Source organism: Desulfovibrio cuneatus DSM 11391, assembly GCF_000430005.1.
Lineage (GTDB): Bacteria > Desulfobacterota > Desulfovibrionia > Desulfovibrionales > Desulfovibrionaceae > Frigididesulfovibrio > Frigididesulfovibrio cuneatus.
Genome location: NZ_KE387018.1, coordinates 1 through 23651, shown reverse-complemented (window position 1 = coordinate 23651; position 23651 = coordinate 1). Strand labels below are relative to the sequence as shown.

19 protein-coding genes, 1 tRNA gene and 1 pseudogene are annotated in these 23651 nt (G+C 56.2%); 5 read left to right on the top strand and 16 right to left on the bottom strand.

What is annotated here, in order from left to right:
* Position 1: 1 nt before the first annotated feature.
* From G497_RS0114280 to G497_RS0114190, 16 genes and pseudogenes are all read right to left on the bottom strand, one after another.
* Positions 2–1438: a sensor histidine kinase gene (locus tag G497_RS0114280; RefSeq protein ID WP_027188655.1), complete on the bottom strand. Its 1437-nt coding sequence runs from the start codon at positions 1436–1438 to the stop codon at positions 2–4.
* An 87-nt stretch (positions 1439–1525) separates the two neighbouring features.
* Entirely contained in the window at positions 1526–3538 is a 2013-nt protein-coding gene (gene tkt, locus G497_RS0114275) for a transketolase (protein WP_027188654.1), read from the bottom strand.
* A 63-nt stretch (positions 3539–3601) separates the two neighbouring features.
* Positions 3602–4327 (bottom strand): ribulose-phosphate 3-epimerase, encoded by a 726-nt coding sequence (gene rpe, locus G497_RS18445; protein WP_084516335.1) that lies wholly within the window; start codon positions 4325–4327, stop codon positions 3602–3604.
* Positions 4328–4735: 408 nt separating this feature from the next.
* Positions 4736–4987, bottom strand: a pseudogene (locus tag G497_RS20660) (MerR family transcriptional regulator); the annotation flags it as partial.
* 330 nt (positions 4988–5317) lie between these two features.
* Complete coding sequence (gene pheT / locus G497_RS0114260; RefSeq protein WP_027188653.1) at positions 5318–7738, bottom strand: phenylalanine--tRNA ligase subunit beta; 2421 nt, start codon at positions 7736–7738, stop codon at positions 5318–5320.
* Positions 7739–7752: 14 nt separating this feature from the next.
* A complete protein-coding gene (gene pheS, locus G497_RS0114255; protein ID WP_027188652.1) occupies positions 7753–8790 on the bottom strand; it encodes a phenylalanine--tRNA ligase subunit alpha in 1038 nt (345 codons plus the stop codon).
* 260 nt (positions 8791–9050) lie between these two features.
* Positions 9051–9404 (bottom strand): 50S ribosomal protein L20, encoded by a 354-nt coding sequence (gene rplT, locus G497_RS0114250; RefSeq protein WP_027188651.1) that lies wholly within the window; start codon positions 9402–9404, stop codon positions 9051–9053.
* Positions 9405–9682: 278 nt separating this feature from the next.
* Positions 9683–9880 (bottom strand): 50S ribosomal protein L35, encoded by a 198-nt coding sequence (gene rpmI / locus G497_RS0114245; protein WP_027188650.1) that lies wholly within the window; start codon positions 9878–9880, stop codon positions 9683–9685.
* 305 nt (positions 9881–10185) lie between these two features.
* The gene (infC, locus tag G497_RS0114235; protein WP_027188648.1) at positions 10186–10737 is read right to left on the bottom strand and encodes a translation initiation factor IF-3; all 552 of its coding nucleotides are present in this window, start codon (positions 10735–10737) and stop codon (positions 10186–10188) included.
* Positions 10724–12658: a threonine--tRNA ligase gene (gene thrS / locus G497_RS0114230; protein WP_027188647.1), complete on the bottom strand. Its 1935-nt coding sequence runs from the start codon at positions 12656–12658 to the stop codon at positions 10724–10726. The genes infC and thrS overlap by 14 nt, the downstream gene beginning before the upstream one ends.
* A 343-nt stretch (positions 12659–13001) precedes the next feature.
* Positions 13002–13076, bottom strand: a tRNA-Val gene (locus G497_RS0114215).
* 163 nt (positions 13077–13239) lie between these two features.
* Positions 13240–14100 carry a bifunctional methylenetetrahydrofolate dehydrogenase/methenyltetrahydrofolate cyclohydrolase FolD gene (gene folD / locus G497_RS0114210; protein ID WP_027188646.1) on the bottom strand — a complete coding sequence of 287 codons (861 nt, stop codon included), beginning with the start codon at positions 14098–14100 and terminating at the stop codon, positions 13240–13242.
* Between the two features lie 7 nt (positions 14101–14107).
* Positions 14108–15409, bottom strand: a complete 1302-nt coding sequence (gene eno / locus G497_RS0114205; RefSeq protein ID WP_027188645.1) for a phosphopyruvate hydratase — start codon at positions 15407–15409, stop codon at positions 14108–14110.
* 94 nt (positions 15410–15503) lie between these two features.
* The gene (locus tag G497_RS18435) at positions 15504–16337 is read right to left on the bottom strand and encodes a type III pantothenate kinase (protein ID WP_084516333.1); all 834 of its coding nucleotides are present in this window, start codon (positions 16335–16337) and stop codon (positions 15504–15506) included.
* 274 nt (positions 16338–16611) lie between these two features.
* Complete coding sequence (locus G497_RS0114195) at positions 16612–17325, bottom strand: hypothetical protein (RefSeq protein WP_027188644.1); 714 nt, start codon at positions 17323–17325, stop codon at positions 16612–16614.
* A 220-nt stretch (positions 17326–17545) separates the two neighbouring features.
* Positions 17546–17986 (bottom strand): Fur family transcriptional regulator, encoded by a 441-nt coding sequence (locus tag G497_RS0114190; protein ID WP_027188643.1) that lies wholly within the window; start codon positions 17984–17986, stop codon positions 17546–17548.
* A 351-nt stretch (positions 17987–18337) separates the two neighbouring features.
* Between G497_RS0114190 and G497_RS0114185 the strand changes: the two genes are divergently transcribed.
* From G497_RS0114185 to gltX, 5 genes are all read left to right on the top strand, one after another.
* Positions 18338–19093, top strand: a complete 756-nt coding sequence (locus tag G497_RS0114185; RefSeq protein WP_439328864.1) for an ABC transporter substrate-binding protein — start codon at positions 18338–18340, stop codon at positions 19091–19093.
* Between the two features lie 294 nt (positions 19094–19387).
* On the top strand, positions 19388–20059 hold the full coding sequence (locus G497_RS0114180) for an amino acid ABC transporter permease (protein ID WP_027188641.1): 672 nt from the start codon (positions 19388–19390) through the stop codon (positions 20057–20059).
* Positions 20060–20148: 89 nt separating this feature from the next.
* A complete protein-coding gene (locus tag G497_RS0114175; RefSeq protein ID WP_034638164.1) occupies positions 20149–20883 on the top strand; it encodes an amino acid ABC transporter ATP-binding protein in 735 nt (244 codons plus the stop codon).
* A 61-nt stretch (positions 20884–20944) separates the two neighbouring features.
* Positions 20945–21625 carry an amino acid ABC transporter permease gene (locus G497_RS0114170; RefSeq protein WP_034638141.1) on the top strand — a complete coding sequence of 227 codons (681 nt, stop codon included), beginning with the start codon at positions 20945–20947 and terminating at the stop codon, positions 21623–21625.
* A 310-nt stretch (positions 21626–21935) separates the two neighbouring features.
* Entirely contained in the window at positions 21936–23327 is a 1392-nt protein-coding gene (gene gltX, locus G497_RS0114165; protein WP_034638138.1) for a glutamate--tRNA ligase, read from the top strand.
* The last annotated feature ends 324 nt before the right edge of the window (positions 23328–23651 follow it).

The following is a 23651-nucleotide window of genomic DNA, read 5'->3' as shown; positions in this document are numbered from 1 at the left end:
CTCACGCAGTTGGTGCAGGGTGGCTTGGCAGTAGAATGGTCACCCGTGCGCCGCCTTCCGGCGCGTTGGTAAGGGTCATAAAGCCATCATGGCTTACAATGATGTTATTGACAATGGGCAGGCCAAGGCCTGTTCCGTCGTCTTTGGTGGTAAAAAACGGGTCCAGCAGCCGTTCCAGGTGTTCTTCCGGGAAGCCGGGGCCGGAATCGGTAAATGTGATAGCCACCATGGGGTGGGTGTCGTCCATTTCTTCGTGCAGACCTATGGTCAGGGTACCTGTGTGCTGCATGGCCTGCACAGCATTGCTCATGATATTGTAAAATGCCCGGTACAGCAAATCGCTGTCCCCCATAACAAATAACGGGTGTTCCGGCGGGCTGTTATGGCATACCAGAATTTCACGTGTTTGCAGGTCTGGCTCTAAAAAAACCAGGGCTTTGGAAATAACACTGCTTACGTCCACCAAAGAGCTTTTGGGGCGCTGGGGGCGGGCATAGTCCAAAAAGTCGCTCACCGTTTGGGAAAGGCGGCGGGCTTCATCATAAATGGCTTGCAGAATACGGCTTGTGCTGCCGTCGCCCCCGGCATTGCGTTTCAGCAGCAGTTCCGCACTGGAGCGGATAATGCCCAGGGGGTTGCGAATTTCATGGGCAATGCTGGCAATAACCCGGCCCATGCCTGCCAGTTTTTCATTTTGGTGCAGTTCCAGCAGCAGGCGTTGTTCTTCCTGCATGCGCACTGCCATGGCGTTTTCTGCCCGGCGAATGAACAGCAGCAGCATGCCAAACAGCACGCTGGCAGAAACCACAGTGAGAATAATAATAAGCTGCTGGAAGCGCAGGGCGCGTTCCATGTCCGCTGTAATATCCTGGCTGAATTCCAGCACCCAAATGGCAGGGCCTGTGGCGTCGGAAGAGCTGAGCCTGTTTTCAATGCGCAGGGGGTAGGCTGTGTGCAGTACAAAGGAATGGGGAGGCAGGGGAAAGTGGAAAAATGCCTTCCAGTAAGGCAGGGCGGAATCTATGTTAAAAACAATATCCTGCCCCTGGCCTGCTTCGTTAATATAGTCTTCCGCAGGCTTTGCCTTTTCCAGGTCTTCCTTGTTCATACTGTAGCTAACAGTGCCATCATGGTTGAAAATGCGCAGTTCGCTCACGTTCAGGCCATGGGTGGTGGATTGCACCACCTGGTCCAATTGCTGGTACTGGGCAGGGTGTTTGGGGTTGATTTCCCCAAACCCGATAAGGGTAGGCAGGGTATAGCGGCGGTAAATTTGGGCGTTGAGGTTTTCCGCCAGCAGGGCGGCAAAGTTGCGTTGCTTGGCAATAAGAATATCGCGGGCGTGGTTGCCAATGTAAGTGGAAAGTACCGCCGAAAAAATAACCACAGCGGCAAGAGCCACCCAGGCCAGTTGCCGGGCAAACCCAAGGTGGCGCACAACCTGTTTGCCCGCGCCCCCTGGATTTCTCAGGGGGCGGGAAGGGGCGGCAGGGCCGGAAGAGGGGGGCAGGGGCTCGTGCAGGGCTTACTCCTTACCGCTTTGGGCGGTAACGTCCTTCACAGCTTTCACCACAGCTTCCACGGTAAAGCCAAAATGCTGGTACAATACGTTGCCGGGGGCAGAATCGCCAAAGCCATGCATGCCCACCACTGCGCCGTCCAGGCCAACATATTTGCCCCACCAGTCGCAGGCGGAAGCTTCAATGGCAACACGCTGGCGCACGGCATGGGGCAGCACCTGTTCACGGTAGGTGCAGTCTTGCCTGTCAAACAGTTCTGCGCAGGGCATGGAAACCACACGGGCTTTGGTGCCTTTCTTTTCCAGGGCATCTGCTGCTGCCATGGCCAGGGCCACTTCTGAACCTGTGGCCAGTAAAATAACGTCGGGCGTGCCTTTGCTTTCTTTCAGAATATAGGCACCACGACGGACGTTTTGCAGGGTTTTGCCCTCACGCGGCTGGGTGGGCAGGTTCTGGCGGGAAAGGCACAGGCAGGTGGGGCCTTCTTCACGTTGTACTGCGGCCTGCCAGGCAGCGGCGGTTTCTACACCGTCGCAAGGGCGCCACACGTCTGTATTGGGTGTAAGGCGCAGCATGCCAAGCTGTTCAATGGGCTGGTGGGTGGGGCCGTCTTCCCCCATCATAATGGAGTCGTGGGTAAGCACCCACACCACGCGCTTTTGCATAAGGGCCGAAAGGCGCATGGCATTTTTGGCATAATCGGCAAACACCAGGAACGTGCCTGCATAAGGAATGTAGCCGCCGTGCAGGGCCAGACCGTTCATAATGGCGCCCATGCCAAATTCGCGCACACCGTACTCAATGTAGCGGCCAGCCTTGTTGGCAGGGGAAAGGGTGGTGTGGCCTTTCCAGGCCGTGCCTACTGAACCGGAAAGGTCGGCAGAGCCACCCAGCAGTTCCGGCATTTGCGGGGCAATGACGTCCAGCATTTCTTTGGAGCTAACACGGCTGGCCTTGCTTTCTGCTTTTTTCTGCAAGGCGGTAAGCTGCTCGGTGAACACAAGGTCAATGTCTGCTGGCAGTTCACCCTTCATACGCCGGGTAAGTTCAGCCGCTTCCTTGGGGTAGGCGGCGGCATAGGCATCGTACATTTTCTGCCATTTTTTTTCCGCAGCGGCCCCTTTCTTGCGGGCATCAAAGGCGGCCTTGATATCTTGGGGAATAACAAAGGGCTCGTATGACCAGTTCAGGTTTTTCCGGGCTGCGGCAATTTCTGCTGCCCCAAGGGGGGAACCGTGGCTGGCAGCAGACCCTTCCTTGCCCTGTGCGCCTTTGGCAATAGTGGTTTTGCAGCAGATAAGGCTAGGCTTATCGGTAACTTTTCGGGCTTTGGCTATGGCTTTTTTCAGGGCAGCGGCGTCGTGCCCGTCTACCCCGGCAATCACATGCCAGCCATACGCCTTGAAGCGGGCGGGGGTGTCGTCGGTGAACCAGCCCTTTACGGGGCCGTCAATGGAAATGCCGTTGTCGTCCCACAGGGCAATAAGTTTGCCAAGGCCCAGGGTGCCCGCAAGGGAGCAGGTTTCATGGGAAATGCCTTCCATCAGGCAGCCATCCCCCAGGAACACATACGTGAAGTGGTCGATAACTTCATGCCCTTCGCGGTTAAATTCCGCAGCCAGGGTTTGTTCAGCCAGGGCCATGCCCACGGCTGTGGCAATGCCCTGCCCAAGGGGGCCTGTGGTCAGCTCCACCCCTGGGGTAACGCCGTATTCCGGGTGCCCTGGGGTTTTGGAACCAAGCTGGCGGAATTTTTTAATGTCATCCATGCTCAGGGCATAGCCCGTAAGGTGGAGCGTGGCATACAGCAGCATGGAAGCGTGCCCGTTGGAAAGTACAAACCTGTCGCGGTTCCACCATTCGGGGTTGGCGGGGTTGTGCTTCATAAAATCGTTCCATAACACTTCCGCCATATCAGCCATGCCAAGCGGTGCGCCTGGGTGGCCGGAATTGGCCCGCTCTACAGCGTCCATGGCAATAAAGCGAATGGCGTTGGCAAGTTCCTTGGGCTTTGGCATTAAAAACTCCTATGGGTGCTGTGGTGCACCGGGAATGTTTTGAAACTGTGAAGTCGTATGCAGTTATTGTGCGCCTTGGGCGCGGCCCCAGCCAAGCGCCTGTTGCAGGGCTTGCTCCCGCCATGGGGTGCGGGGGGCCTGCAACACGGCCTGCTGGAAGGTGTGCAGCCGCTCGGCATAGGGCGCAAAGGCAAAAAAGGCGGAGCCGGAAACAAAGGCATCTGCCCCGGCGGTATACAGGGCGGCAATATTGCCAGGGTCAACCCCGCCATCCACTTGGATAATGGCACGGCTGCCGTGTGCTTCCAAAATACCTGCCAGCAGTTCCACCTTGGTAAGGGTGCGTGCAATAAATTTCTGCCCGCCAAAGCCGGGGTTTACGCTCATAACCAGCACCAGGTCAAGCAGTTCCACTACCTCTTCAAGAATGCACAGTGGCGTTGCCGGGTTCAGGGCCACGCCAGCCCGCATGCCCAGGCGGCGAATTTCCGCCAGGGTGCGGTGCAGGTGGGTTGTGGCTTCCGCATGCACCACCAAAAGGTCGGCCCCGGCCTTGGCAAAATCTTCCAGGTAGCGTTCCGGGGCCTGCACCATAAGGTGAACATCAAAAAACAGGGTGCTGGTTTGGCGCAGGCGCTGAATAACAGGGGCACCAAAGGTAATGTTGGGCACGAACATGCCGTCCATTACGTCCCAGTGAACCCAGGAAAGGCCCGCCGCTTCAAGCTGGTCCAGTTCCTGACGAAGGTTGCCAAAGTCGGCAGAAAGCAGGGAGGGTGAAAGAATCATGGGTATGTATTTTGGGTGGGGTAAAGGTTAGGAGCGCAGCAGGTCTGCCACGGCCTCCAGCTCATCAAGCAGGTGGAGCAGGGCGTCACTATTCAGCGCATCAGGCTGGTGCATAGGAGTATGTGCGGTGTGGGTGTGGTGCAAGGGCACTGGCTGCATGGCTGGCTGGGTGACGGGGAACGTGCCGGGGTGCACGGGCGGCGTACTTGGCTGAAGGCCGGGCTGCATGGCTGGCTGGACGCCGGGGTATGCGCCGGTTGCCGGGGGCAGCAGGGCGCTTACTTCTTGCTGTTGTATGGTGCTGGGGGCAATGCCCGGGGTGCCATAGGCTTCAGGGGATTCGTCCAGCAAGGAGGGCTGGCGGGGGGGGAGCAGGGGAAAGGGTAGCGGGTCTGGCAGGCCACGCAATAGCTCTTTGCGGGCACCTTCAATGGTCAGTCCTTTTTCATGCAGCAGGTAGCGGATGTAGGCCAGCAGGGCAATGTGCTCCTGGGTGTACAGGCGCTGGCCTTTGTCTGTACGCAGGGGCGCAATCTGGGGGAATTCTGTTTCCCAGAAGCGGAGTACATACGTTTTCAGGTTGAGCAGGGTGGCTGCTTCCCCAATTTTGTACGTCTGTTGCATTACTCGCCTGTCCCCAAAAAAGTTTGTGTGCTGCATGGTGTACTAAAGTACGGTGAGCCTAGCACATTCCATGGCGGAACAAAAGCACCAATGTGAAGGGGCGAGTAGGGCGGGTATGGGGAGGCGGAAGGGGCCAGGCTTAGCGGGGGCACGGGGTGCAACCCCGTGTGTGTAGGGTTGTTAGGGAGCCGCACAAGGGCTCCCTAACCCAAGCGGAGCGGATGAATAAAGAGAAAAGAGGAATGGTGTGGCGCTTGTGCCGCAATAACCTGCGCCTTTCTCAGCCCATAAAAAAAGACACCCCCTTATGCCTGCCTGGCACAAGGGGGTGTTGGTCTTTATCTAATTCTTTCCTCTTCTACTAAGCTAAACCCTCACACCCAACTCTTTACACACCCGACTCACCGCCATATCCCGCATTTTATCCACTTCGGCGTCCTGCAAGGTCTTTTCCGAATGGCGGAATGTCAGGCGGAACGTCAGGTTCCTCTCTTCCCCGCCTTTGGGTTCAAACAGGTCAATGAGTTTGACGTCTGCCAGCAGGGGCAGTTTTTGGCTTTGGATGCAGGCCAGCACAGCGCCCACTTCCAGGCCGTGGGGGCACATGAAGGTGATGTCGCGGCGCACAGCCGGGAACGTAGGCATGGGGGCGAACCGGATGCGCTGGGTGAGGTGCATTGTGTACAGCACGTCCAGGAACAGTTCTGCCAGCCACACAGGTTTTTTGGCGTGGAAGGCGTCGGCAAGGGCAGGCTTTACGCGCCCTGCATAGCCAATGCACGTTTCCCCGGCATAAATCCCCACGCCGGGGGCCAGCCAGGGGGCCACGGTTTCCTGCTTCCAGCTAAGGGCGGGCAGGTGCAGGTGGCGGGCCAGGTGTTCCACAATGCCTTTAATGTCCTGGTAATCATGCTCTGCCTGGGTTTGGGGCCACGCGCCGTCAAAGCGGTTGCCATACAGCAGCACCGCAAGGCGGGTAGATTCCTGGGCCGTGGTTTCCGTTTGCGGGGCCGCCACAAAGGAGGTGGCCACCTCAAACAGGCGCACGCCATTGGCGCCTTGGGCAATGTTGGTGCGCAGGTTTTGCAAAAGGCCCGCTGCAAGGTGGGTGCGCAGCACGTTCTGCTCGTCACTCAGCGGGTTCATAATGCTTATGCGCCCCTCGGCTGGCTGGCCCAGAAAGTCCAGTTCCTTGTGGCTGACAAAGCTGTAGTTTACCGCTTCATTGAGGCCAAGGCCGCAGGCCCAGTGCTTTATGCGGGTGCGGAAGGCGTGGGCAGGTTCTGGCTTGCCTGTGTCTTCCAGTGGCTTGATAATGCCGGGCAGCACTGGGGGAATGTTGTCCACCCCGTACACGCGCACCAGTTCTTCAATCAGGTCAGCTTCGCAGGCCAAATCATGGCGGTAGCTGGGGGGGGTAACCTGCCAGATTTCCGGGCAAGCGACATTTGCAGTTTGGGCCGCTGGGCCTGCTTGCAGGCGGCACCCAAGGGTGGTGAGGGTACTTTCACAAAAGGCTGTAGGCATGTCTACCCCCAGCAAATCCACAGCGCGCTGGCGGCGCAGGGTAATGGCAGGGGCCTGCCATGGCTTGGGTTCTGCCTTGACAATGCCTTTGCGCACGGTGCCGCCGGAAAGTTCTGCCATAAGGCTGGCAGCGCGGTTCAGCACGTAGTCGGCATTAAGCTGGTCAACCCCGCGTTCAAAGCGGTAGGAAGCTTCGCTGTGCTGGGCCAGGCGGCGGGCTGTGCGGCGAATGTTGGAGGGGTTGAAGCGGGCGCATTCCAGCAGAACGCGGCTGCTTTTGTCCGTAATTTCCGAGTTCAACCCGCCCATAACCCCGCCAAGGGCCACAATGCGTTCCGCATCGCGAATGGTGATGTCTGCCGGGTTCAAGGTGTGGGTTTTGTTGTCCAGGGTGGTGAATTTTTCGTCCTGGTCTGCCCCGCGCACATGAATGGCTGCCCCGCGCACGGTTTCCAGGTCAAAAGCGTGCAGTGGCTGGCCCAGTTCCAGCATAATGTAGTTGGTCACGTCCACATGGTTGGAAATGGCACGCACACCAGCAGCATGCAGGCGGTAGCGCAGCCAGTCCGGGCTTTTGGCAGACGGGGCATTTTCCAGCACACGGGCGGCGTACATGGGGCACAGCTCTGGCGCTTCAATGTGAATGCTCACGGCATCGGCTGCGGGCTGGTCGGTTTCCACCAGTTTGGCTTCCGGCAGGGTCAGGGGCAGGGAAAAGGCCAGGGCCGTTTCCCGCGCAATGCCGAGAATGGAAAGGCAGTCGCCCCGGTTGGGGGTAATGGAAATGTCCAGCACTTCGGTGTCCAGGCCCAGGGCTTCAAGAAGGGGCTGGCCAGGGGTAAGGTGCTGGGGCAGTTCCATAATGCCGTCATGCTCGTCTGAAAGGCCGAGTTCGTCCTCAGAACAGATCATGCCGCAGGAAGGGGCCCCGCGCAGCGTGGCTTTTTTTATGGTCAGGCCGTTTGGCAGGGTAGTGCCCACCTTAACCACGGCAACCTTCAGGCCCTGGCGCACGTTGGGCGCGCCGCACACAATGTCCAGCACTTCGTTGCCCACGTCCACCCGGCATACGGAAAGCTTGTCTGCTTCCGGGTGCTTGCCGCATTGTTGCACATGGCCCACCACAATGGGTTCAAGCCCGGCAAAGGGGTTGGTTATGCCTTCAAGCTCAAGGCCAAGCATGGTGAGGCGGTCGCCCAGTTCCTGGGCGGTGCCTTGGTAAGGGACAAATTCACGAAGCCACGAAAGAGGTACCAGCATGGGAACGCTCCAGATCAGGCAAACTGCGAAAGGAAACGCAGGTCATTTTCAAAAAAGATGCGCAAATCGGTAATACCGTATTTGAGCATGGTAATACGCTCCACACCAAGGCCAAAGGCAAAGCCTGTGCACTCCTCATCAAAGCCCACAGCCCGGAACACGGCAGGGTCTACCATGCCGCAGCCAAGCACTTCCAGCCAGCCAGTAGTTTTGCATACCCGGCACGGGGTGCTGCCCACATGGCCCTTACCGCCGCACAGAATGCAGGAAATGTCCACTTCAATGCTGGGCTCGGTGAAGGGGAAGAAGCTGGGGCGAAAGCGCACCTGCATGTCTTTACCAAACAACTGGCGCACAAAGGCCGTAAGAATGCCGCGCAGGTGGGTAAGGGACACGTTCTTATCAACCAGCAGTCCCTCAATTTGGTGGAACATGGGGGTGTGGGTAATGTCGGAGTCGCGCCGGTACACCTTGCCAGGGGCAATAACCGCAAGGGGCGGTTTTTTGCGTTCCAGCATGGCGCGTACCTGCATGGGGGAAGTGTGGGTGCGCATGACAATGCTGTCTGTGACATACAAGGTGTCTTGCATGTCTCTGGCCGGGTGGTCTTTGGGCAGGTTCAGGGCCTCAAAGCAGTGGAAGTCTGTTTCCACTTCCGGGCCGGAAATAACGTCAAAGCCAAGGCCTGTGAGCACGCTGCAAATTTCCTCCATTACCAGGGTGGTGGGGTGCAGGGTGCCTTGCCAGGGGGCCCGGCCGGGCAGGGTGGCGTCAAAGCGGGCCAGTTCGGCTTCTTCCTGGGCGGCATTCAGCGTGGCAAGGCGTGCGTTCATGCTGGCTTGCAACCGTTCTTTTACGGCGTTGGCTGATTTGCCAAACAGGGGGCGCTCCTGCGGGGTCAGTTCCGGCAGGCGGCTCATAAGCCCGGCAAGCTGCCCTTTGCGCCCAAGGTAGGCTGTTTGCAGCTCTTCCACCTGTGGCAGGGTGTGTGCCTTGGCCAGGCTTTCCTCAAAGGCAGGAACGAGCGCATTTAATTGATCAATCAGGTTCATGCGGTGACCTCTTTGAGAAAGCGCTGATTTTTCCGTTTTACTGCGTTACTCACTTTTTTTGCGGCGGGGCAGGACCAAAGAGTCCAGCACCCGCCGCAAAAAAAGCTCGTGCCTTGTCAAACGAAAAACTGAGCGCTTTCTTAATATTGATGGTGCCAGAGGCTTTAAACACGAAAAGGGCTGCAACCAGCCCTTTTCGTGTTTAAACGTTTCTGCTGTATGATACACTTGAATGCGTCATATATGCAGAAGATGAATGCTTAGGCCAGGCTGGCTTTTGCTTTTTCCACCAGCATGGCAAAATCTTCCTTGCAATGAACGGCAAGGTCGGCAAGCACTTTACGATCAAGGGCGATGCCACCTTTTTTCAGGCCATCCATGAAGCGGCTATAGGAAAGACCGTGCTGACGCGCACCGGCGTTAATACGCAGAATCCACAGTTTGCGGAATTCGCGCTTCCGGACCTTACGGTCGCGGTAGGCATAACAAAGTGCTCTTTCAACTGCTTCACGGGCTGTGCGGTACAGTACGCTGCGGCCGCCGCGGTACCCTTTGGCAAGGTCAAGGTATTTTTTGTGGCGTCTGTGCGCCGTGAGCCCTCTCTTTACACGCATGGAAATCCTCCAGAGACTTCTAATAGCTTTCCGAGGCGAAGGGAAGCCAGAAAAGCGTTACGATAAACACCCGTCTCCAAGACGGGAAACATACACAAATGCACGGGGTAGAATCTACCCTCTCCTAAGCACTCGCTGACTAAATGGCGTTTTGGAAACGCTCAGTTTTTTGTTTGGCAAGGCACAAGCTTTTTGGGAAGCAGGAGTGGACTCTTTTGTCCTCGACTGTTTCACAAAAAGTGAAGAAACGCAGCCAAACGGAACAAATCAGCGTTTCCTTAGGCGTAAGGCATCATTCTGCGGCAGGCACCTTCGTTGGCTTTGTCAACAATGGCGCTTTGCCCGAGGCGCATTTTGCGCTTGGCATTCTTTTTGGTAAGAATGTGGCGCAGGTTTTGCTTGCGGCGACGGAATTTGCCAGTACCAGTTGTGGTAAAGCGTTTTGCCGCGGCGCGCTTGGTTTTAATCTTCGGCATGGTTTGCTCCTTACAATAACAAATATGCGGTGGGGGGCAGTGTAGCCGGGCACCGTTGCCCGGGCTGGCCTGCGGCCCTGCCGCCATACAACAACCATGTGGGCATGCACGCATGCCCCGCATTCCGGTGAACGGGCATAATGCGACAAAACAGGGCAGGATGCAAGCGGAAAAAGTGATTTTTGCACTTTTTCCCTTCAATCCCTATCTTGCCAAACCAAAGCGTACCAGTACAAACACCGTAACGGTGTGTGCCGTACGCATGGGAAGGCACAGGCCCGTTGTGCCCAACGTGTTCCAGGCTGTTACTTTTTAGGCACCGGTGCCAGCATCATGTGCAGTGTTCTGCCTTCAGCGCGGGCTTCCTGGTCTACCTTGGCAATATCCTGGGTATCAATAACCACACGTTCCAGCATGGTTTGGCCACGGTCTTTGTGGACAATTTCCCTGCCACGGAAAAAGATGGTTACCTTGCAGCGGTCGCCGTCTTCAATAAAGCGACGAATGTGCTTGAGCTTTGTCTGGTAATCGTGCTCGTCCGTTTTGGGGCGCAGCTTGATTTCCTTGATCTCAATAACCGTCTGGCGCTTTTTGGCTTCCTGCTTTTTCTTTTGGGTCTCGTACTTGAATTTGCCGTAATCCATAATGCGGCAAACTGGCGGTTCTGCTGTGGCAGCAACCTCTACAAGATCCATGCCTGCTTCCTGGGCCAGGCGCATGGCTTCATTGCGTTCCACCACGCCAAGTTGTTCACCTTCAGCGCCAATCAGGCGCACTTCACGAACGCGAATCTGTTCATTGCGTCGAACCGCGTCCGTAGGTTCGTTACGGCGTGGGCGTACATTAGGAGAAGCGATAGTTCATACCTCCTCGTTTAAAGGGTGCTTCGCTGTCTTCACGAATAAGCGCTTCCACCTCGGCCAGGGTTTTAAAGCCAAGGGAGTCGCCACCAAACAGGCGAACGTTAACGCCTTCGTCTTCCAGCTCCTTGTCACCAATGACAAGAACATAGGGGATTTTGTCCATTTGCGCAGCGCGCACTTTGTATCCCAGTTTTTCATTGCGCAAGTCGGTTTCCGTGCGAATGCCCGCAAGGCGCAGGCGCGCACACACCGATTCCGCATAGGCATCATGCTGCGAGGTAACGGTAATTACCCGTGCCTGCACAGGGGCAAGCCACGTGGGGAAGGCCCCGGCGCAGTGTTCAATAAGAATGCCAATAAAACGTTCCAGCGAGCCAAGAATGGCGCGGTGCACCATTACAGGGCGCTGGCGGCTGCCATCTTGGGCAACGTATTCAAGTTCAAAGCGTTCCGGCAGGGTAAAGTCGCACTGCACGGTGGAACACTGCCATTCGCGGTCCAGGCTGTCTGTAACGCGGCAGTCAATTTTAGGGCCGTAGAATGCGCCGTCCCCTTCGTTGATAACAAAGGGAATGTCAATTTTTTCCAGGGCCTTGATAAGGGCCTTGGTGGCGCGTTCCCAGTCTGCATCTGTCCCAATGGACTTTTCCGGGCGGGTTGCCACGCCAATCTTATAGGAAAAGCCAAACAATGTGAACAGGTCGCGAATAAAACTGATAACCCCGATAATTTCCGCTTCAAGCTGGTCCGGGGTACAAATAATGTGGGCATCGTCCTGGGTGAATTGACGTACACGGAGCAGCCCGTGCAGGGCACCGCTCATTTCGTGGCGGTGAACCACCCCAAGTTCGGCATAGCGGACGGGCAGTTCGCGGTAGCTGCGCAGGGCACTGCCGTAAATAAGCATGTGGGCCAAGCAGTTCATGGGTTTTACGCCGTAGGCATCGCCTTCAATTTCCGTAAAGTACATGTTTTCACGGTAGTTGGCATAGTGCCCGGAGCGTTCCCACAGTTCTCGGCGCAGCAGTTGCGGGCCTTGCACCAGTTCATACCCGCGCTTCAAGTGCTCTTTGCGCAAAAAATCTTCTAAAATGGTGCGCACCAACATGCCTTTTGGGTGCCAGAACACCATGCCGGGTGCCACATCTTCATGGAAGTCAAACAGGTCAAGCTCGCGTCCCAGCTTGCGGTGGTCGCGGCGTTTGGCTTCTTCAATGCGGTGCAGGTAGGCTTTCAGTTCAGCTTCGGTGGCAAAGGCGGTGCCGTAAATGCGGGAAAGCATTTTGTTCTTCTCGTTGCCGCGCCAGTATGCACCTGCTACGGAAAGCAGCTTGAAGTGCTTGGCAAAAGCGGTGCTTGGCAAGTGCGGGCCACGGCACAGGTCAATAAAGTCGCCAAGGGTGTACAGGGAAACGGTGGGGTCTTGAATGTCCCCCATAATTTCCACTTTGTAAGGTTCGTCTTTGGCGGTAAAGCGGGCAATGCTGGCTGTTTTGTCTTCCACACTGCGGGTGAAGGGCTCGGCAGCTTCCACAATGCGGCGCATTTCCTTTTCAATGGCTTCAAAGTCGTCCACGGTAAAGGGGCGCACGGGGTCGAAGTCGTAATAAAAACCCGTGGCAATGGAAGGGCCAATGGTCACTTTTGTTTTGGGGAACAGGCGCAGCACAGCAGCAGCCATGATGTGGGCGGTGCTGTGGCGTAATATTTCCAGGCCCTCAGGGCTTTCCAGCAGAACAGGGGTGAGTTCGGTGGCACCCGCAGGCACGGCCGCACTCAGGTCAAGCAGGGCATCACCAGCCTGTGCAGCCACAGTGGCTTTGAAGCGTTTGCCGGAAAGCCCGGCTTTGAGGGCATCGCCGCAGGTTGCTTCTGCGGGAATTTCAACTTGTTTGCCTTCAACGGTGATGTTCACGTGCGTATCCTTGTTTCCCTTGTTGTGTGGCGGTTATATGCGCTGCGCATTTGGCAGGCTGTAGCCTGTGTTCTTGGCGATAGAAAATATGATGCTTTGAGTGGCCAACGGTCTTGTGTTGGCTCTTTGCAAATAGGGCACAAAAAAACAGGTAGCGCAGGCTACTTGTGCATTGTTCAGGGCGTTTGTCAAGAGCCAGGGGCATTTTTTCTGTTCCATATGGAAACACGGGTGTGCCCATGCCGCCCGAAAAAAAGCTGCGTTGCGCGTTGGGCGGTTTGCCGCATGCCACGCAAAAACAACAAAAGGGAGGCTGGGCCTCCCTTTTGTATAGTATTTTTAATGGTAGGCACGAGCAGCTTTGAACTGCTGACTTCTTCCATGTCAAGGAAGCGCTCTACCCCTGAGCTACGCGCCTACATGCCGCAAATTGAGGCAGGCAGCATAATTACTGCCTTTTTTGGACAGCGTCAAGTGTTTTTTATCACACGGGGTTACTGTAATTTGATTGGGCACCACCAAATAAATGACTATTTGGAAACGTGCAGTAACATAGCCAAACGGAATAACTCAGCGTTTCTCTAACAGGCACATTGCTGTTGAAAGGCCTGCACCGTATTGGCCAGCAACATGGCAATGGTCATGGGGCCAATGCCGCCGGGTACCGGGGTCATGGCAGCGGCTTTTTCCATAAGGCCGGAATAGTCGCAGTCGCCGCAAAGGCCGTCTTCGGTGCGGTTAATGCCCACATCCACCACCACAGCGCCCGCTTTGACCATATCAGCCGTAATGCAGCGCGGGCGGCCCATGGCCACAAACAAGAAGTCAGCCTCGCGGCATACTTCTGTCAGATTGGGGGTGCCGGAATGGCACACAGTAACTGTGGCATTGGCAAAGGGGCCGGGGGCACCCAGCATAAGGGCCAGGGGCTTGCCCACAATGTTGCTGCGCCCGACAACCACGGCCTTTTTCCCGGCGGGGGAAAGGTTGTAGCGCTCCAGCAGCACCATAACCCCTTTGGGTGTGCATGGACGCAGGCCCGGCAGCCCAAGGGTGAGCTTGCCCATATTCACCGGGTGGAAGCCGTCCACGTCTTTTTCCGGGTGAATACGTTCAAGGCACAACTGGCTGTTCAGGTGCTTTGGCAAGGGGAGCTGCAGCAAGATGCCGTGAATGTCCTTGCGGGCGTTGAGGGAGTCAATTAACGCCAACAGTTCGTCCTGCGGGGTGGTATCTGGCAGGCGGTGGGCTTCGGAATGGATGCCCGCTTCATGGCAGGCCCGTTCCTTGTTGCGCACATACACCTGGGAGGCAGGGTCTTGCCCCACCAGAATAACCGCAAGGCCGGGGCGGGAGCCATACTGCTTTTCAAGGGCTGCCACTTCCCCCGCCAGTTCCTGGCGAAGGGAGGCAGCAGCAGCTTTGCCGTCAAGAATTAACATGCGGCAACTACTCCTCGTCTTCCATGGTGCCGTAATGGGCATTCAGGGCAGGGCCGTAATACAGGGCGGTTTCTTCAAGCTGCTCTTCAATGCGCAGAAGCTGGTTGTATTTTGCCAGCCTGTCGCTGCGGCACAGGGATCCAGTTTTAATTTGCCCGGCGTTGGTACCCACGGCAAGGTCGGCAATAAAGGCGTCTTCTGTTTCCCCGGAGCGGTGGGAAATAATGGTGGTGTAGCCGTTTTGCTTGGCAATTTCCACGGTGTCCAGGGTTTCGCTGAGGGTGCCAATCTGGTTCAGTTTAATAAGAATGGAGTTGCCCACTTCTTCGGCAATGCCCTGGGCCAGAATTTCCGGGTTGGTGACAAAAATGTCGTCGCCAACAAGCTGCACGTTGTTGCCAAGGGTGGCCGTCAGTTCGCGCCAGCCGTCCCAGTCGCCTTCGGCCAGGCCGTCTTCAATGGAAATAAGGGGGTAGCGCTGGGTGAAGGAGCCCAGGTAGTCTACCATTTCAGAGGAGGAAAGAGTTTTGCCTTCGCCCTTCAGTTCATAGCGCCCGTTGCGGTAAAATTCGCTGGCAGCGGCGTCAATGCCCAGCATCATGTCGATGCCAGGGGTGTAGCCTGCTTCTTCAATGGCCCGCATGATATACTGGAAGGCTTCATCGTGGCTTTTCAGGTTGGGGGCAAAGCCGCCTTCATCCCCTACGCTGGTGACGTGGCCGTCTGCTGCCAGCAGGGAACGCAGGGAATGGAACGTTTCCGCACCCATGCGCAGGGCTTCGGCAAAGCTTTGTGCCCCAACAGGCAGAACCATGAATTCCTGAATATCCAGGTTGTTGGGGGCGTGGGCGCCGCCGTTAATGATATTCATAAGGGGAACAGGCATGACCTTTGCGTTGACGCCGCCTATGTATTGGTACAGGGGCAGGCCCAGGGAGTTGGCAGCAGCGCGGGCCGTTGCCAGGGAAACACCCAAAATGGCGTTGGCCCCTAAACGGTCTTTGTTGTCTGTGCCGTCAAGGTCGATAAGGGCAAGGTCTATTTGCACTTGCTTTAAGGCGTTGTAGCCCATAATGGCAGGGGCAATAATGCTGTTCACGTTTTCTACAGCACGGGTAACGCCCTTGCCGGAGTAGCGGGTTTTGTCGCCGTCGCGCAGTTCCAGGGCTTCACGGCTGCCTGTGGAGGCACCGGAAGGAACAGCGGCGCGGCCTACTTGGCCGGATTCCAGGCCCACCTCAACTTCAATGGTGGGGTTCCCGCGTGAGTCCAGAATTTCTCGTGCCCAAACAGATACGATGCTGCTCATGGTGTCTCCTTGGTCTGTAAGGCGGGGAATGCCCCGCGTTGTACGAAATTGCGTTTGTGCATGCTGCATTGTAGGGCAAGGCCCTTGGGGCGTGCTAGAAGTGTGGGTGAACCGTGTTGGGTTCCCCGGCATTTCCTGGGCATGGTGCGTTTCCGTATGTTTCAGTGTATAAAAGCCGCAGCCCTTCCAACAAAAGGTCGGGGTGAACGGAGGTGAAACAAGTGGTTACCTGCGTCAAAGCGCTGGAAAAGCCGCCTGTTCCTACTATGCATGTTGGGCCGGGAAGCCCGGCGGAAAGTTTTGCGCACAGCCCTTCAGCCATGGCGGCAAAGCCAAACACAAAGCCGTGGTTCAGGCTGGTGGCGGTGGAACGCCCCGGTTCCGGGGTGGTGGTTTCCACCTCAAGGCTGATGCGGGGCAATTTTGCCGTGTTGGCGGCCAGGGCATTCATGGAAGAAAGCACGCCGGGGCAAATAAGGCCCCCCAGGTAGGTGTTGCCGGCAACGCAGTCAAAGGTGGTGGCAGTGCCAAAATCTACACAAATAATGGAGGGTGCTTGGGGGTAAAGCCTGCGGGCTGCAAAAGCACCAACAAGCCTGTCTGCCCCCACTTCATGGGGGCGGGCATAGTTATTTTCCAGCGGAATGGGCACATGTTCCGGGGCAAACAGCATGCGCTTGCCCAGGTATTTTTGCACGGCCTGGGCCGTAAGGTCGGCAAGCCCCGGCACAACGGAAGCCCCGATACAGGCAGTAATTTCTTCAGGCTGCAAGCGTTGGTGGCGTAGAATGTCCAGTAGCAACAGGCCAATGGCGTCTGCCGTTTGTTTATCGGAAGAGGGCAGGGCGTAGGTGGCTGGCGCGGCAGGGCCGCGGCTTACGGCAACCTTCAGGTTGGTGTTGCCAATATCAAATAGAAGTATGCACACGGTGTTGCCAAAAAAATGACTGTAATGTGGTGGATAAAAAGGCTACCTTCTAAGGCAGGCTGCCGCTAAAAACAACAAAAAGTATAGGCTCTTTCGCAAAAGTATTCAAGTGGAAACCGGGCGTGGGGCAAGAATAGTGCGGGGCATGCGCTAAAAGCGCCTTGGGTGTGAGAAAAAGCGGGGAAGTAAGGTGCGGGGCGTAAAAGGCCGCGCTGCCCCTTTGGGGAGGCTTATAGCAACGATGTGGCAGAATGGACGAATTTTGGACGCACGCTCAGGCGTTGGCTTTTTTCCTGCCTATGCTGGCCCAACCGTTGTGCGTACAACTGAGAAGCACAAGGGCCGCAAGCCCGGCAAAGGAAGCGCCAAGGGAATAAAAGCCCAGCCGCATTTTATGGTGAAAATCCGGGGGGAGGCTTGGTAAGCCTAGGGGCACAAAGGCTGTAAGGTGCCAGGCAGAACCATGAATGGTGCGGGCATAGGCTAGGTGGGTGGGGCCGCCTTCATCCGGTGGCAGCAGGCTGAACGGCAGGAAAATGCCAAACTCCGCACCTTTTGCCAGCTCTTCCATAAGGGGAATACCAGACGTATCTTTGCTTTGCCCCAGTTCCAGGTTGTCCTCCCCCGGGTTCATGGGGGAATGGATAAGGCGGGTGCCCTGCCAGATGCTGTAATACACTTCATGGCCGTTTTGGCTCAGGGTAAGGGTGTCTGCCGCGGCAAACAGGGCTTCTGCCCCTGTGGCTTGTGGCAAATTGGCCAAAATGCCCCCAAGGCTCAGGGCCAGGGTGTCCACAATGGGTTTCAGGCGTTGTTTGGCTTCAGCTTCTGCCCCCATGGTGGGCAAAGTGCCCCCTGCCAAAGCTTGCACCGCAGAGGGTTCCGGGGCAGCCCCCTGCCACAGGCAGGCCAGGGAAAGCACGGCTAAAAAAGCGCCAAGCAACAGGCGGCAGCGCAAAAACCGTGGGGGGTGTGGCATATGTGGCATTGTGCAATCTCCCTTACAGTGGGAAACGCTGATTACTGAGCGTTTCTTGAAACATACCGCCAGGAACATGACGGTGCAGTAAGGGACTAGCAGGAAACGTGCCAGCCGGAATAATTCAGGGTGCAGAAGAAGCAGGGCAGGTAGGGAGGAGGATGAATGGCAAGGCAAGAGGACGCCAAGGAGGGTGCGTTAAACGTCTGGCAGAGAAGGGGAAGAAGACTCAGCGGTTCCCTTTGGGCTGGCAGTCTGCACATACCCCATACAGATACAGGCGGTGGGAGGTAAGGGTAAAGCCGTGGCGCGAAGCCAGTTCGTTTTGCAGTTGCTCAATGGTATTGTCTAAAAATTCAATATTTTTATGGCATACGGTGCAAATAAGGTGGTCGTGGTGGGCAATGCCCAGGCTGGGTTCATAGCGGGCAATGCCGTCGCCAAAGTGCAGTTCTTTGGCAAGGCCAGCTTCGCACAGCAGTTTCAGGGTGCGGTACACCGTGGCCTGCCCCACATTTTTTTCAATGGCGCGCACTTCTGTATACAGTTCTTCCGTGCTTAAATGCTTTCCAGCAGAAAGGAATACTTCCAGAATAGTGTGGCGCTGCGGGGTGTTTTTAAGCCCACTTTCTGCGATGTATTGTGTAAAAACCTGATGTGGGTCTGCCATGGGCGCTCCGTGCGTGCAAATATATACTTGATCTGGCCTATGACCAGAGTATAGCGCGATTGTTCCGAGGTTTGCAAGCCTTTGGCTGCTTGCCACCGGGCTTCGCATCTGTTACCTACCAAAGGTCAGCGCATATGTGAGGGATGGGCTATTGCTGCTGTTAGCTGTTTTTGTGCAACAACAGTGTTGCCATGCTTGGTGTTCCCTGTGGGCCAGGTACAGGAAGCGGTATAATGCAGTGCATGGTTCGTACGTTACATGCGTTGCGGCTGTGTGTATTGGCGGGCCGGCGCATGGTGTTCCGGTACCTTTTCTTTTTTATGTACGTTTATGAAACGAGGAGCGATGGCTATGAAGTTTCGGACTTTGCTGGCGGCATGTGCCGTGCTGCTGCTTGCCTTTTCTGGTAGTGCAATAGGTGCAGAAAAAAAAGTGCTTGTGAATGGCATAGACGCCAACTATCCGCCTTTTGCCTTTATGGATAAAACTGGCAAACCTTCCGGGTTTGATGTGGATGCCATGAACTGGATTGCAAAGAAAATGGGCTTTACTGTGGAACACTGTCCTATGGATTGGGACGGCATTGTGCCCAGCCTGCAGGCCAAGAAAATAGATATGGTATGCTCTGGCATGAGCATTTCCCCCGAGCGGAAAGAACGTGTGAACTTTTCCACCCCTTACTGGACTGTGCGCAAGCAGCTGCTTACCCGTGCAGACAGCAACCTGACCAAAGACGACCTGCTGAAAGGCAAAAAGACCCTTGGTGTGCAAAGCGGCACCAACGAAGCTGAACTGCTGAAGCAGAACATCGAAAAATTGGGCTGGAACTACACCCTGAAGTTTTACGATTCCCCCCCCATGGCTATTGACGACCTTGTGAATGGCCGTATTGATGGCGCTGCCGTGGATTCTGCCCCCGCAGAAGTTGCTATCAAAAAAGGGAAGAAGCCTGTGAAAGTTGTGGGTGAATTTGCAGAACCCGACGAATTTGGTGTTGCCGTGCGCAAAGAAGACAAAGAACTGCTGGCAAAAATCAATGAAGGGTATGCCCTGCTCATGAAAGACCCCTACTGGGGCGAGCTGAAAGCCAAGTACTTTCCTGAGTAGTTGACTATTGTACAATGAATTTTATTGACTTTCATTGGGGGACGCTGTCCCCCAGCCCCCTGCAAGGGGAATGATTGACTCGGCCCTTCCTGGGCCTCGGCCTTCGGCTCCCGCCCTTTGGGCGGTTCCCAATTCCGCTTTCCTGCGGAATTGTTCCCTTGATTCCCATTTGCGTTCACTTTTCCGCAAAGCGAAAAAGTGGACGCAAATGGGGGTTCCAAGGGCATCATGCCCTTGGCGGAGGGGGTAGGGGAGGCAGAGCCTCCCCATGTACAGTACACTAATAGGACCCACATGCTGGAAAGTATTGAAACAGTAATCAGCGCGTTGCCTTTTTTGGGGCAGGGTGCGCTTGTAACCATTGGTACGGTTGTGCTTGCCATGCTGGGCGGTTTTGTGCTGGGGGTGCCCCTTGCCGTTGGGCAGGTGTACGGCCCCATGCCCTTGCGCCAGTTTGTGCGGTTGTATGTATGGTTTTTCCGCGGGGTTCCCATTCTTGTACTGCTCTTTTTATTCTACTTTGGCCTTGCCTTTCAACTGGAGTTGGATATTTCTCCCTTCGCGGCTTCCTGCATTGTGCTGGGGTGTACCAGCGCGGCCTATCAATCACAAATTTTTCGGGGCAGCATTAATGCCATTGCCCAGGGCCAGCTTCGTGCGGCCTATGCCCTTGGCATGAGCACCCCCATGGCCATTGGGGCCATTATTCTGCCGCAGGCCCTGCGCCTTGCCATTCCTGGCTGGACCAATGAATATTCCATTCTGCTGAAAGACTCAGCCCTGGTTTCCGTGCTGGGCACCATGGAACTTATGTCCCGCACCAAGGCCATTGCCACCAGCACCACGGAATATACCGCATTTTATCTTGCCGCAGCAGGGCTTTACTTCATTATCACCTTTGCGGGCGTGCGCGCCCTGCGGGCCCTGGAAGCGCGTGTACGCATTCCGGGCTATACCCCCATGTAAGGCAGAAAAGGCTCATGACGCAATTTGCTTCTTCCCATGGCTCCCCTTCCCCTGATGACGCGGTGGACACCCGCCCTGTTATTCTTGAAATGGAAAATATTACCAAGAAAATTGGGGGCAGAACCATTTTGCACGACGTTTCCCTTGCTGTGCGCCAGGGAGAGCTGAAAGTGCTTATTGGCCCTTCCGGGGCAGGAAAAAGCACTTTTTTGCAGTGTGTGAACCTGCTTATTGCCCCGGATGCCGGGAATATTATTTTGAAGGGTGAAAAGGTGGAACCGCACCACAAGCCTTCGCTTTATGCTTTGCGCCAGCAAGTGGGTATGATTTTTCAGGATTTTAACCTGTTTGACCACCTTACAGCCCAGGAAAACGTGGCCATTGCCCTGCGCAAAGTGCGCGGCTTTTCCAAGCGCGAGGCCAGCCTGCGGGCCATGGCAGAACTGGAGCGGGTGGGGCTTTCCCGCCGGGCCGGGCTCTACCCAGCGGAACTTTCCGGCGGGCAAAAGCAGCGTGTTGCCATTGCCCGTGCCCTGGCCATGGACCCCCAGGTTATTTTGCTGGACGAACCCACTTCCGCCCTGGACCCGGAACTGGTGGGGGAAGTGCTGGCCGTTATTCGCGAACTTGCCAGCAATGGCATGACCATGATTATGGCCACCCACCAAATGGAGTTTGCCCGCGCCCTGGCCACAGAGATTATTTTTATGGAGCAGGGCCGTATTATTGAGCGCGGCAGCCCGGATGCTTTGCTTGCCCCAGGGGCAGGCACCCGCACCGCAGATTTTTGCAGCAAATTGCTGGCGGAGGAATGCGGGTGCTAGGTCTCTTTTTTCAGCTGGCTGAGCAAGCCACTGCGTTTGCTTTCCTGCACCGGGGGCACGTATGCTAGGCTTTACAGACCCCAGCGTGCTGTGGGACCGTGTGCTGCCCGCCCTGAACCAGGGCCTTGGCATGACCGTGCTGCTTGTTGTGCCTTCTGCCATTCTCGGTTTTTTTGGGGGCATTGTGGTGGGGGCCCTGCGGGTGTACGGTCCGGCCTGGTGCCAGCGCATTACCAACATCTACGTTGCCGTGTTTCGTGGTGTGCCTCTGCTTCTGCAACTGTATTTCATCTACTTTGCCCTGCCCAAGTGGGGAATTTATTTCAGCGCCTACCAAGCCGCTATCACCGGGTTTATTCTGTGTAGCGCGGCCTATCATTCAGAATATGTGCGCGGTGCGCTGCTTTCCATTCGTCAGGGGCAAACCAAGGCCGCCCAGGCCCTTGGCTTTACCCAGTGGCAAACCGTACGTAGCATTATTGTGCCGCAAGCCCTGCGCCTTGCCCTGCCAGGGTGCGGTAATGAAGTTATTTATCTGGTAAAATACTCTTCCCTTGCCTATACCCTGACGTTCATTGAACTTACCGGGCAGGCAAAAGAACTGGCAGCCAGAACTTTCAGCTACATTGAAATTTATCTGGCGGCGGGCCTGTATTACTTGGTGCTCACTACCTTGGCAGCCTGGATTTTGCGGCGCTTGGAACGAAAGCTGGCGATACCTGGCTTTGGCCACCCTCACTAGGCAAGCGCTGTCTTTTTCCATTTGGCGGCGTTGCTTGCATTTTTGAAAGAGGGGCAGGACCAAAGAAGTCCAGCCGCCTCTTCCCAAAATACATCGCGCCTTGCCAAACGAAAAAATCCAGCGCTTGCCGGGTTGTGACATTTTCCGTTTGGCGGTGTGGCTTGAGCGCATTGCATAATGAGCCTTATTGGGGGACGCTGTCCCCCATACCCCCTGCAAGGGGCGTCACGTCCCTTGCAGGGGGGGGGGGGGGGGGGGCAGAGCCGCCCCAATAAAAAAATCACTCAATCATTCATAGAAGGATATACTCATGACGGTTGTCACCCGCTTTGCTCCCAGCCCTACGGGGCATCTCCACATTGGCGGCGCTCGCACGGCTGCTTTTTGCTGGTTATTTGCCCGCCATTTTGGCGGCAAGTTTCTGCTGCGTATTGAAGACACCGACCTGGAGCGTTCGCGCCAGGAATATACCGACTCCATTCTGGCTTCCATGATCTGGCTGGGGCTGGAGTGCGAGGGCGAGCCTTTATACCAGACCAAGCGCTTTGATGTGTATAATGAATACATTGACCGGCTGCTGGCTTCTGGCAACGCCTACTGGTGTGAGTGTTCCCCGGAAAAGGTGGAAGCCATGCGCGAAAAAGCCCGTGCCGAAGGGGGCAAGCCCCGGTACGACGGCTGCTGCCGCCAGAAGGGCCTTGGAGCCGGGCCGGGGCGTGTGGTGCGCCTTGCAGCCCCGGCAACGGGCCGTGTGGTGTTTGAAGATATGGTCAAGGGCCATGTGGCTTTTGACGTGGCGGAACTGGACGACATGGTGCTGCGCCGTAGCGACGGTGCCCCCACCTATAACCTTGCAGTGGTGGTGGACGACATTACCATGAACGTGACGCATGTTATGCGCGGCGACGACCACGTGAACAACACCCCCAAGCAGATTTTGCTGTATGAAGCCCTGGACGCTGCGCAGCCCAAGTTTGCCCATGTACCCATGATTCTGGGGCCAGACAGACAAAAGCTTTCCAAGCGCCATGGGGCCAAGGCTGTTATTGAATACGAAGAAGACGGCCTGCTGCCGGAAGCCTTGGTAAACTACCTTGTGCGCCTTGGCTGGAGCCATGGCGACCAGGAAATATTCACGATGGAAGAGTTGGTGCAGTTTTTTGATGGCACCAGCCTGAACAGCAGTGCAGCTGCTTTTGATCCGGAAAAGCTGCTGTGGATTAACGCCCAGCACTTGCGCGCCCTTTCTGCCGAGGCCCTGCTGCCCCGTGTGAAGCCGTTCCTGGAACGTATTGAAGCCCCCTGCGCCGATGACGCCCTGGCCTTGCGTGTTATTCCCTTGTTCCAGCCGCGTACCAGTACGCTGGTGGAACTGGCAGAAGCCATGAAAGGGCTGCTCTTGCCTGCTGCCGAAGTAGCCTATGACGCCGCTGCTGTGGCCAAAAGCCTGACCCCGGAAGGCCGGGAGCATGTGCGTGTGCTGAAGGAACGCTTTGCCGGGCTTGCCAGCTTCGACAAAGACGCCGTGCACCACGCTCTGCACAGCTATGTGGAAGACAATGGCCTGAAGTTCAAGGCCGTTGCCCCTGCCTTGCGCGTGGCCCTGCTGGGTTCCGGCGGCGGGCCAGACCTTGCCGAGGCTATGGCTGCCATTGGGCAAGAGGTTTCTGTAGCGAGGCTGGAGAAGGCCCTCAGCTTGTAGAGAAACGCTGATTTATTCCGTTTGGCGGTGTTACTTCACTTTTTTTGAAACAGTCGAGGACAGAAGAGTTGACTTGGCCCGTCCTGGGCCTCGGCCTTCGGCTCCCGCCCTTCGGGCGGTTTCCAATTCCGCTTTCCTGCGGAATTGTCACTCCTGCTTCAAAAAAAGCTCGCGCCTAGCCAAACGAAATAACTGCGCGTTTCCAAAAGGCCTTTAATCAGCGGTCCCAAGGAAGTATTGGTTTTTCGCTGCTAAGCACATCCTCCCTTACTTCACAAAATTGTACGCTAAAATTTTGAGGAAAGGGGGTGGGGGTGTCGGGGG